At 67.8% G+C, this 11,391-nt stretch carries 7 protein-coding genes; 4 read left to right on the top strand and 3 right to left on the bottom strand.

Going from position 1 to position 11,391, the window contains the following annotated elements; translation table 11 throughout:
* Positions 1-65: 65 nt before the first annotated feature.
* Complete coding sequence (locus WFH23_RS13225) at positions 66-1,586, bottom strand: APC family permease (RefSeq protein WP_090150070.1); 1,521 nt, start codon at positions 1,584-1,586, stop codon at positions 66-68.
* A 255-nt stretch (positions 1,587-1,841) separates the two neighbouring features.
* On the opposite strand from WFH23_RS13225, the gene WFH23_RS13220 reads away from it, so the two are divergent.
* Both WFH23_RS13220 and WFH23_RS13215 read left to right on the top strand, forming a co-directional pair.
* Positions 1,842-3,200, top strand: coding sequence for an NAD-dependent succinate-semialdehyde dehydrogenase (locus WFH23_RS13220; protein ID WP_090150074.1), 1,359 nt, complete (start codon positions 1,842-1,844; stop codon positions 3,198-3,200).
* A 202-nt stretch (positions 3,201-3,402) separates the two neighbouring features.
* Complete coding sequence (locus WFH23_RS13215; protein WP_336662871.1) at positions 3,403-4,857, top strand: APC family permease; 1,455 nt, start codon at positions 3,403-3,405, stop codon at positions 4,855-4,857.
* Here the strand turns inward: WFH23_RS13215 and WFH23_RS13210 are convergent.
* Positions 4,848-6,755 carry an FAD-dependent monooxygenase gene (locus tag WFH23_RS13210; protein ID WP_336662870.1) on the bottom strand — a complete coding sequence of 636 codons (1,908 nt, stop codon included), beginning with the start codon at positions 6,753-6,755 and terminating at the stop codon, positions 4,848-4,850. The two genes, WFH23_RS13215 and WFH23_RS13210, sit on opposite strands and share 10 nt — an antisense overlap.
* Positions 6,756-6,898: 143 nt before the next feature.
* Between WFH23_RS13210 and WFH23_RS13205 the strand changes: the two genes are divergently transcribed.
* Together WFH23_RS13205 and WFH23_RS13200 are read left to right on the top strand one after the other, a co-directional pair.
* On the top strand, positions 6,899-7,615 hold the full coding sequence (locus WFH23_RS13205; protein WP_090150084.1) for an IclR family transcriptional regulator: 717 nt from the start codon (positions 6,899-6,901) through the stop codon (positions 7,613-7,615).
* 160 nt (positions 7,616-7,775) lie between these two features.
* Positions 7,776-9,617, top strand: coding sequence for a thiamine pyrophosphate-binding protein (locus WFH23_RS13200; RefSeq protein WP_336662869.1), 1,842 nt, complete (start codon positions 7,776-7,778; stop codon positions 9,615-9,617).
* A gap of 47 nt (positions 9,618-9,664) precedes the next feature.
* Here WFH23_RS13200 and WFH23_RS13195 read toward each other — a convergent pair whose 3' ends face one another.
* Positions 9,665-11,338, bottom strand: coding sequence for an amidohydrolase (locus WFH23_RS13195; RefSeq protein ID WP_336662868.1), 1,674 nt, complete (start codon positions 11,336-11,338; stop codon positions 9,665-9,667).
* Between the last annotated feature and the right edge of the window lie 53 nt (positions 11,339-11,391).

The following is an 11,391-nucleotide window of genomic DNA, read 5'->3' as shown; positions in this document are numbered from 1 at the left end:
ATCCGCGTTACGACGTCGTCACGAGCGTCGCGCAGCTTCGTGACGACGTCGTAACGGATCCGGTGCTATTCGTCCGGAACGAGGATCGGCGTCTCCCGATTCAGGCTCTCGCCGCGGAAGAACGGCTTCGCCGCGGGTCGCAGCGACCAGATGCCCATCAGCACGAATCCGAGCAAAAGGGCCCCGACGCCGATGACGAAGGCGCCGCCGATACCGAAGATGACGGTGTAGCTGTAGTCGACGCTGATCATGTCGATGCACGACTGCACGAAGGCGTACGCGAGCATCAGCCCGCCGAGGACGGGCAGGATGCCGCGCATCCAGAGGTTGCGCGCGCTGTCTCGGAGGGTGTCGCGGAAGTACCAGGCGCACGCGAACGACGTGATGGCGTAGTAGAGCGCGACCGCGAGACCCATCGACGTGAGCGAATCAGCGAGCATGTCTTCGGAGAGGATGGACATGCCGACGTAGTACACGATGGCTGCAGCGCCCATGACGGTGGTCGAGAACCACGGCGTCTTGAACTTCGGATGGAGATCCGCGAACTTCGCCGGCAGCGCCCGGTAGACGGCCATCGAGAGGGTGCCTCGAGCCGTGGGAAGGATCGTGGTCTGGGTCGACGACGCCGCCGAGAGCATGACGCCGAGCAGCAGGAACCAGCCCCACGGCCCGAAGAGGGCGCCGCCGAGCACGGTGAAGACATCGTCGAGGTTCGCCTCGTTCGTGAGACCGAAGCCGGTGTCGCCGAACCCGGCGAACATCATGACGGCGACGGAGATGCCGACGTAGAGCACGATGAGCACGACGATCGTCGAGATCGCCGCGCGGCCCGGCGTCTTACGGGGGTTCTTGGTCTCCTCGTTCAGCGCGAGGCACGTGTCCCAGCCCCAGTAGATGAAGAGTGCGAGCAGCACGGCCTCCATGAACCCCGACCAGGAGGTGAGTTCGGCCGGGTTGAACCACTGCCAGTCGAACGCGACGGATCCGGCGTTGCTGCCGTCGAGCGAGTGCACGAGGGCGAGCACGCCGAAGAGCAGCATGGCGACGATCTGGATGGTCATGAGCACCATCTGCAGCTTCTCGCCGATCTGCACGCCGATCGTGCTGATGAAGGTCATGAGCGCCATGAAGACCACCGAAGTCGCCACCACGATGACCCGGTTGTCGGCGAATTCCTCGTTCCCGAGCAGCAACCAGAAGTACTTGCCGGTGATCTCGCCGACGTTGGCGAGCACCATGACGGCGGAGACCGCCACGGCCCAGCCGCCGATCCATCCGGTGACCGGCCCGAACGCCTTGGCGCCCCAGACGAAGGTCGTGCCGCAGTCCGGCATCTCGCGATTGAGCTCTTGATAGGCGAACGCGGCGAAGACCATCGGGATGCAGGCCACGACGAACACGAGCGGGGCTTGCGCGCCGACGGCGAGAATCACGTATCCGAGCGTCGCCGCCAGCGAGTAGAGCGGCGCGGTCGAGGCGAGTCCGATGATCGTCGAACCGACGACTCCGAGCGCGTTCTGGTTCAGGCCTTTGCCGACGTGGATGTGCCCGGTGTCGGTGGCGTTGCTGAGCGTGTGTTTCGCCAAAGCGAATCCTCCTCTATGAGGTCGGGGGTGCGACAGCGATCATCCTATAGGTGCGGCGGCCCGTTGAGACGGATCGCGCCTCGGGTCGCGAGCGCAACGGAATCCGCAGCTCCGCCGCCGATCCACTTCCGAAATCGTCGGCGAGTACCCGGTGAATTCGCATGATTCGATCCTCTCGGGCGGTAGTGCTCACGACCGCCGATGTGGGAGACTGGGCGTGCACAACACCGACGATCACTAAGGAGTGAGTCACCTATGAGCACGTTCGCCGTCATCAATCCGGCTACGGGCGAGACAGTCGCCGAGTACCCCGACGCGACCACCGAGGAGATCGAAGCCTCGCTCGCGTCGGCGCAGGAGACGTACCAGAACTGGTCGCGCAAGACCACCGTCGCCGAGCGCGCAGCGCTCGCCCATCGCGCAGCGGAGCTGTTCGAGGAGCGCAAGGAGGAGCTCGGCGCGATCATCAACCGCGAGATGGGCAAGCCCCTCGATCAGTCGATCGGCGAGGCCGAGTTCTCGGGCGCCATCAGCGCCGCGTTCGCCGCCAACGCCGAGAAGTGGCTCGCCGATGAGCAGCTCGAGGTCGAGGACGGGCTGAAGAGCTTCTTCCGCTTCCAGGGCACGGGCGTGATCCTCGGCATCATGCCGTGGAACTACCCCTACTACCAGGTCGCGCGCTTCGCCGTGCCGAACCTCATTCTCGGCAACACCGTCATTCTGAAGCACGCTGCGCAGTGCCCCGAGTCGGCACTCGCGCTCGAGCAGCTCTTCCTCGACGCCGGGTTCCCCAAGGGCGCCTACGTCAACGTCTTCGCGACGCACGAGCAGATCGAGGACATCATCGCCGACGATCGCATTCAGGGCGTCTCGCTGACCGGCTCGGAGCGCGCAGGCGCGATCGTGGCCGAGCAGGCCGGGCGCGCGCTGAAGAAGTGCGTGCTCGAGCTGGGCGGCTCCGATGTGTTCCTGGTGCTCGACACGGATGATCTCGATCACGCGGTCGAGCACGCGGTCGGCGGGCGCATGGAGAACACGGGTCAGGCGTGCAACGGCTCGAAGCGCATCGTCGTCATCGATTCGCTGTTCGACGAGTTCGCCGAGAAGTACAAGGCGGCCATCGCCGGCCAGTCCTACGAGGCCGGCGACTTCGGTCCGCTCTCCTCGGCGGGCGCGACGAAGACGCTCACCTCGCAGGTGCAGGGCGCGATCGAGCAGGGCGCTGAGGTGCTCGTCGGCGACAACACGCCCGATGGCAACCTCTACACCCCGTCGATCCTCACCAACATCACCCCGTCGATGGACGTGTACAGCCAGGAGCTGTTCGGCCCGGTTGCGCAGCTCTACAAGGTCTCGAGCGACCAGGAGGCGATCGATCTCGCCAACTCCTCGCCGTACGGCCTGGGTTCCGTCATCATCTGCGACGACCTCGAGCGCGCCGAGCAGGTGGGCAACCAGCTCGACGTCGGCATGGTCTTCATCGGCGGCGCCGGCCTCGAGGGCGCGGATGTGCCCTTCGGCGGCGTGAAGAAGTCGGGCTACGGCCGCGAACTCGGCAAGGTGGGCATGCTCGAATTCGCGAACAAGAAGCTCTTCCGCTTCGCCGCGAAGTAACTCGCGTTCGACGTACTGAGGCCCCGGAATCCAGCTGGATTCCGGGGCCTCAGTACGTGCCCGCGCCACTCGATCGCGCCCAGCACCCGCGCGATCGATCCTGCGCGGTACAGTAGGCGCACATCGTTCCCCGGGGCGCGGGCGCCGGCGGACGACTGCACGTCATCACGACCACGACGCACGACGCACGACGGGAATCATCATGGCGCAGTTGAACACTGAAGCCGTCGCTTCGATCGGCGACGATCCGAGAGAGCACGGCACCGGCCTCAAACGGGTCATCGGACCGAAGCTGCTCCTGCTCCTCATCATCGGCGACATCATCGGCGCCGGCATCTTCGCCATCACCGGCCGAGTCGCCGGTCAGGTGGGGGGCGTCGCCTGGCTCCCGTTCCTCCTCGCCTTCGTGATCGCGACGCTCACAGCGTTCTCGTACCTCGAACTCGTCACGAAGTACCCGCAGGCCGCGGGCGCTGCCCTCTACGCGCACAAGGCGTTCCGAGTGCACTTCGTCACCTTCATCATCGCCTTCGCGGTGGCGTCCTCAGGAATCACGAGCGCGGCGACATCGGCCACCCTGGTGGGCAAGAACCTCCTCATCGGCATGGGGCAGTTCTTCGATGGCGTACCGCAAGACGCCACGGCGACGATGTTCGCGGCGATCGCCATCATCCTCGTACTCGCGCTCATCAACCTGCGGGGCGTCGGCGAGAGCGTGAAGTTCAATCTCGTGCTCACGCTGGTGACCATCGCGATCATGGCGGTGATCATCCTCATCGGGATCATCGCGATCGTGCAGGGCAGCGGCGACGTCTCGCGTCTCGTCGTCTTCGAGACCCCCGGGGACCGCGGCGCGTTCGCAGCTGTGACGATGGCGACCGCGATCGCGTTCTTCGCAATGGTCGGATTCGAGGATTCGGTGAACCTCGTCGAGGAGTGCAAGGATCCCCAGCGCGACTTCCCCAGGATCATGCTGACGGGCCTCGGCATCTGCGCGATCGTCTACATGCTCGTGGCGGTGACCGTCATCATGGTCATCCCGCCAGGAGACCTGCTCAACCCGAAGAACCCCGACGCCGGCATCCTCCTCGACGTGGTCCGCATCGGGGCGCCGGGCATTCCCGTCGACGCCATCTTCCCGTTCCTCACCGTGTTCGCAGTGGTCAACACCGCACTCATCAACATGCTCATGGCGAGTCGCCTGCTCTACGGCATGGCGAAGCAGGACGTACTGCCGAAGGTGCTCAGCAAGGTGCTGCCGAAGCGACGCTCGCCCTGGGTCGCGATCCTCTTCAGCACCCTGCTCGCCGTGGGCTTGGTCGTCTACGTGAACCTGAACTCGGATGACGGCATCGTCGGCGCACTCGGCGGCACCACCGGTCTCCTGCTGCTCTGCGTCTTCGCCGTCGTCAACATCGCACTCCTCGTGCTGCGTCGTGAACCGAGGGTCGAGGGCGGCTTCCGCGCGCCGACAGTGATCCCGATCCTCGGCGCCGCGCTGTCGCTCTTCCTGGTCGGCCCCTGGGCGAGGAGTGTCGAGGACTGGATCCAGTACGAGATCGCCGGTCTGCTCCTCGCGATCGGCGTGGGGCTCTGGGTGCTGACCTGGGCGGGTACCACCATCAGCCGGAGGCGGAAGCTGGCTCGTCAGAGCTGAGGCAGGAACGTCCCGCTCAAGAACTCCGCGAGCTCGTCCGTCGCGGTGAGCGGCAGCACCGTCGAGACGTATTGATCGGGTCGCACGACGACGATGGCCCCGTCACGGCTGACGCCCCGTGCCGCGAAGATGTCGTCATCGGGATGGGCGGCGTAGATCTTCTCGTAGTCCGTCAGCCCGAACGGACCGGACGCGGGCAGGAACAGTCGTGAGACCCGCGCGATATCGACCTCGTGGTGATGCTGCTGGAAGACCGCTTTCACATCGAACACGGAGTCGAGGTCCGCGCCCTTCGGGGTGAAGCGCGCGAGCGGCGACTCGGCTGCTTCGAGCATCCACTTCGCCCACTCGTCGAGCCTCGTGCCGTCGACGTCGGCGAATGCGTAGATGCGGAAGCGCCCATCCGCCCGGTGATGATGACCGAGGTGCACGTCGACCGCGTCGGCCACCCGCGTGGTGAGCACCGACTTGAAACGCTTGCCGATCGCGAACCCGCTCGCGAGCTCCTGATGCGCATCGGTCCCGACGAGGATCGAGTCGGTGTACTGGGTCATGAAGCCTGCGGGGAACTCGGCGGTCTGCACGTAGAACTCGGCCACCTCGTCGGGGGACGCGAACTCCTCCGGCTTCTTCGCCATCAGGGTCGACCACTGGTGATCGAAGTCGATGAGATTCTTCGACGTCACCCAGCGCTCGTCCGAGTAGGTCTTGAGCAGCGACTCCGGGCTGCGCCCCTCGAGCACGTACCCGAGCTTCCACCCGAGATTCCAGCCGTCCTGCATCGAGACGTTCATGCCCTGCCCGGCCTTCGCGCTGTGCGTGTGGCACGCATCGCCCATCAGGAAGACGCGTCCCTTGCCGTCGGGCGAAGTCGCAGCGTCGTCGAACCGGTCGGTGAGGCGGTGCGCCACTTCGTACACGCTGTGCCACGGCACGTCGCGCACGTCGAGCGTGTACGGATGGAGGATCGCGTTCGCCCTGGCGATGATCTCGTCGAGCGACGTGCCGCGCACCTTGCCGGCGTCGTGCTCATCGGTCTCTCCGAGGTCGACGTAGATGCGCGCCAGGTGGTTGCCCTCGCGCGGGATGTGGAGAATGCTGCCGGCTGCCGAATGGATGATGCACTTCTTGCGGAAGTCGGGGAAGTCGGTCACGGCGAGCACGTCCATGACGCCCCAGGCGTGCAGCGACGAGGATCCGGCGAGTGACCCGCCGATCGAGCGCCGCACCGAGGAGCGGGCGCCGTCCGCGCCGACGACGTACTTCGCGTGGACCACTAGGGTCTCCCCCTCGTCGTCGCCCTCCTTCGCGGCGTTGATTCCCGCGCCGGTGAACCCGGAGATCTTCCGGAGCGTCACGGTGACGGGATAGTCGCCGTCTCCCGTCACCTCGAGGTCGACGAACTCGTACCCGTAGTCGATGTCGCCTCGGGCGGGCGCGCGCCGCGCGTACTCCGCGAAGTAATCGATCACCCGGGCCTGGTTGACGATGAGGTGCGGGAACTCGCTGATGCCCTTCGGATCGTCGGGCGTGATGGAGCTGCGCACGATGTTCCCGGGATTCTCGGGATCCGGACTCCAGAAGTCGGTCTCAGTGATGCGATACGCCTCCTGGATGATCTGCTGGGCGAAGCCGAATGCCTGGAACGTCTCGACGCTGCGCGCTTGGATGCCATCGGCCTGACCGAGCACGAGCCGTCCGTCGCGGCGCTCGACGACGCGCGTCACGACGTTCGGGAACTGGGCCAGCTGGGCCGCCGTGACGATGCCGGCGGGGCCGGAGCCGACGATCAGCACATCGATCTGCTCGGGCAGGTCGACGGGACGGTCGACGCCGACGCCAGCGGCCGGAAGGATGCGCGGATCGGTCGAGACGTACCCGTGGTGATGGAACTGCACTGTTTCTCCTCACTCGCCGCAGCCAGCGCCGCGGTGCATGTTCACTAAGTGAACACTCAGTCTGAATACTGCACACATAGAATATGTGCGTCTCCGCTCATGCGCAATACGTGACCGCCGGAGAATCCGACAGAATAGGAGTCATGACCTCCGCGAGCGAAGCCGGAACGACCGCCGGCTCCCAGACTCTGTCGCGCGGCCTGCGCGCGCTCGAACTTCTCGCCGAGGCGGAATCCCCGATGTCGATCGCCGACCTCGCCGCAGGTCTCGAGGTGCACCGCTCGAATGCCTACCGGATCCTGCGCACCCTCGAGCAGCACCGCTTCGTGGCGCGCGACGAGGCCGGCCTGATCCGCCTCGGCCCGAAACTCACCGTGCTCGCCCGCGGCGTGGCCCCGGCGCTGCACACCGCCGCCATGCCGGTGATCACCGAGCTCGCCTACGAGCTCGGCATGACCACGTTCGTCACGGTGCTCGACGCGGACGAGGTGGTGACCCTCGTGACCGCCGAACCGTCGAACGTCGCCGCCACCATCGCCCGAAACCCGGGTGTGCGGCACCCGCTGCATCGCGGCGCCCCCGGCCACGCCATCGAATCGTCGCTCACCCGCGCTGAGCGGAAAGCGTACCTCGGCGACCCCGAGATGAGCCGGGCCGGCAGCGAGGCGCGACGCAAGGGCTACGCGCTCAGCCGCGCAGAGGTCATCGACGACGTCACCGGCATCGCCGTGCCGCTGCGCATCGCCGGCGAGCCCCCTGCAGCGATCGCCGTCGTGCATTTCAAGGTCCCCGAGACGATCGGCGAGGTCGTCGACGCCCTGCAGGAAGCGGCAGAGCGGATCGCGCAGAGCTACCGGTGAGCGGGAGCGCTCACTAAGATGAAGAGGTCCAGCTCGGTCGGGTTTCCGCCGGCCCTGCCGGGGAAGGCGCTCGAAAAAGGGGCGCTGCTGCCGGAGCGATGCCGCCCGGCGAGACATACACGGTTCCCTGTATTTCGAGTACCCTCCCGAAGGACCTGTCATGTCTCACACCACCCTGGTGCGCGCACTCGCGACCGCACTCGCCCCCCACTCCCGCCTGATGTTCGGCTTGATGGGCAACGGCAACGCCCACCTCATCGAACAGCTCGGCGAACTCGGCCTCAAGTACGTCGCCGTGCGCCACGAAGCCGGCACGGTCGCCGCCGCTGACGCGTACACGCGCGTCAGCGGGGAGCTGGCCATCGCCACCACCACGTACGGCGCCGGTTTCACGAATGCGCTCACCGCGCTCGCCGAGGCGGCTCAGGCTCGCACGCCGATGCTCGTCGTCGTCGGAGATGCACCGAGCACCGGGCCGCGCCCGTGGGATGTGGATCAGGAGATGCTGGCGGCGGCCCTCGGCATCCGCACGCACACGCTCTCGGTGACCAACATCGCGCGGACGGTGGAACGCGCAGTGACCTACGCGCTGCGCGTTCGGCGCCCGGTCGTGCTCGCCATCCCCTACGATCTCGTCGGTGTGGAGGTCGCCGGCGCGGTCGATTCCAGTGCGGCATCCGCGCCTGGAGCGGAAGCGCAGGGCATCGACCTCGCCGATCCCGCGGTGCTCGCCGCCCTATCCGCTTCCGTGTCCGGGGCGGAGCCGTCTGCGCAGAGCACCGGCTCCCTGGCTTCGGCGCCCGCCACTCCCTCGCCCGCCCCGGCTCCCGTCTCCCGTCCCGCAGACCATCAGATCGAACTCGCGGTGGTCGCCCTCCTCGAAGCCGAGCGCCCCCTCGTCATCGCGGGCCACGGCGCGCACGTGTCGGGAGCCTCAGCCGAGCTCGGGAGCATGGCGTCGGCGCTCGGGGCACTGACCTCCACGACGGCGCTCGGCCGAGGCATCTTCCCCGAAACGGCGTTCGACCTCGGCGTCACTGGCGGTTTCGGCCAGCAGCGGGCCATGAGCGTCGTCGAGACGGCAGACGTCGTGCTCGTCGTCGGAGCGAGCCTGAACCAGTTCACCATGCGGTTCGGCGATCTGTTCGGCGCCGGCACCACCGTGATTCGCGTCGATGCCGAGCAGGTCGCCCCTCCGAGGACGAATCGTCCCATCTCGCACCAGCTGCTGCAGGGCGATGCCCGCGACATCCTGGACCGGTTGCTCGCGGGAATCGCGGCGGTGCGCGACGTTTCGGGGAGCTCGGCGGGCGGCTGGCGCACGACGGTCGCGGGGCTCGAACCGGGAGGCGCACTGCGCGAGCGCAGCACCGGTGTCGTCGACGGTGTGTGCGCAGACGGAAGGCTCGATCCTCGCGCCGTCGCCGCGCGCATCGGCGCACTGCTGCCGGCGGAGCGTCACGTGACCACCGACGGCGGTCACTTCCTCGGCTGGGCGAACATGTACTGGCCGGTCGCCGCTCCGGAGCGCATGATCATGGTCGGCACCGCCTATCAGACCATCGGCCTCGGCTTCTCGACGGTCGCGGGCGTCGCTGCGGCGGTCCCCGGCACGACGACCGTGCTCAGCACCGGCGACGGCGGAGGACTCATGGCCCTCGCCGATCTCGAAACCGCGATCCGCACCGCGTCCAGCTGCATCATCGTGGTGTGGAACGACGGCGCGTACGGAGCGGAGGTGCATCTCTACGGCGAGCTGGGCCTCGATCAGGAACCGATGCTGATCCCCGACGTGGACTTCGCGGGTGTCGCCTCCGCGCTCGGCGCGACAGGGGTGCGCGTGCGCACGCTGGCGGACCTCGACGCTCTGCGCACGTGGACCGAAGCGGGCGCCTATGGAACGATCCTGCTCGACTGCCGCGTCTCGCGCAGCGTCGTCGCCGAGTATCAGCGGGAGATTCAGCGCGTGAACGGCATCGACGTTCCGGCTGAGACCGAATAGGTCGGACGCCGGACGCACGGGGGCCGACCGCGGCCCCCGTGCGTCGACTACGGCGCGAGCGCGAAGACGACCTCGCCGGCTACCACCGTGAGGGCGGTGCGGGTCGCGATCACGGCCTCCATCGGCCCGGTGAACGGATCGCACGTCGCCACGGCGATGTCGGCGCGCTCGCCAACGCGGATGCGTCCGGGAGCGTCGAGCACCAGGGACGCGGAACCGCTCGTGTACGCCGCGAGGCTCTCCGCAAGGGTCAGGGCCTGAGCCGCGTCGAGCACGTCCGGGCTCCCGCCAGTCGCAGCAGGGGCATCGGGTGGGGCCGGGAGCGACCGGTTGACCGCGACGTGCATTGCGAGCCAGGGGTCCGGGGGCGATACCGGCCAGTCGGAACCCATCGCCAGATCCGCTCCCCCGTCGGCGAGGGAGCGGAACGGGTACCCGCGGCGCATGCGCTCCTCGCCGATCATCGGCACCACGTACGGGTCGGGTGCGGCCCAGAGCGCTTGCATGTTCGCGGTAAGCCCGAGCGGGCCGAATCGGCTCGCGTCGTCGGGGTGGATCATCGACAGGTGCGCGACGTGATGCCTCGGCCCGCTCCCGTTCGCGGCGCGCGCCGCTTCCACCGCGTCGAGGGCGACCCGGATGCCTCGGTCCCCCATGATGTGGAGATGCAGGGCGAACCCCGCGGCATCGAGCTGCTCCACGAACGCATGCACCGCGGCTTCGCTGAAGTGCAGCTCGCCCGCACCGGTGTCGCCCGTGCCATCGCCGTGGGAGCAGTACGGTTCGAGCAGTGCTGCGGTGCCCCCGTGGGGCACCCCGTCGATCATCGCTTTGGCGGTCGACGTGGCGAAGCCGGCCGCAGCGTTCTCGGCGCGCAGGCGCACGAAGCGCTCGACGAGGGCGGGCACATCCGCCTCCTCGAGTCCGGGCGCGATCCAGAGGGCGCCGGAGACACGGCTGGGCAGGGTTCCGTCGTGAATCACGCGCCGGTAGGCCGCGGTGCAATCGGCCTTGCCGTTGTACTCCCCGAGGATGGCCTCGTGCCAGCCCGTGATGCCGAGGGACCACAGGTACTGCTGCGCGTCGAGGAGCCCGGCGGCGATTTCGTCGTCCGTGGCCGGGGGGATCACGCGGCCGACGAGTTCGGCGGCCGTCTCGTTCAGGTACCCCGTCGGCTCGCCATCGCCGTCGACCGCGATGCGCCCGTTTGCGGGTTGCGGGGTGTTGCGCGTGACCCCGGCGAGTGCCAGCGCTCGTGAGTTCGCCCAGAGCGTGTGATGGCCGGCATCTGAGAGCGCGACCGGACGGTCCGCGACGATCTCGTCGAGGAGGTGCCGCGTCGGGTGCGGGAAGATCTCGTGGCTCCAGCCGCCCCCGGTGATCCAGGAATCGGGATCGGCTCCGGCTGCGTCGGCCCCCTCGACGGCCGCGCGTATGAGCGCGAAGGTCTCGTCCGCATTCCGCGCGCTCGACAAGTCGCAGCTCAGCCGCTCGACACCTGCGAATGCGGCGTGCACGTGCGCGTCGACGAACCCCGGAGTGATCAGGCCGCCTCGCGCATCCACGACGCGGGTGCCTGGCCCGCGCAGGGCGAGAACGCTGGCATCGTCACCGACGGCGACGATGCGGTCGCCCCGCACCGCGAGTGCGGTGCGGTCGGTTCGCACTCGGCCATCGAAGATGCGGCCCGATACCAGGCAGAGGTCGGCGAAGTCGGTCATATCATCTCGTCTCTGATCGGCACGCCGCGGGGTGCGGCCTGCGGGGGTTCATG

It is taken from the genome of Leucobacter sp. USHLN154 (assembly GCF_037145595.1).
Classification (GTDB): domain Bacteria; phylum Actinomycetota; class Actinomycetes; order Actinomycetales; family Microbacteriaceae; genus Leucobacter; species Leucobacter alluvii.
Note: the sequence above shows the minus strand (reverse complement) of the source record. Positions and strands in the feature narration are given on the sequence as shown.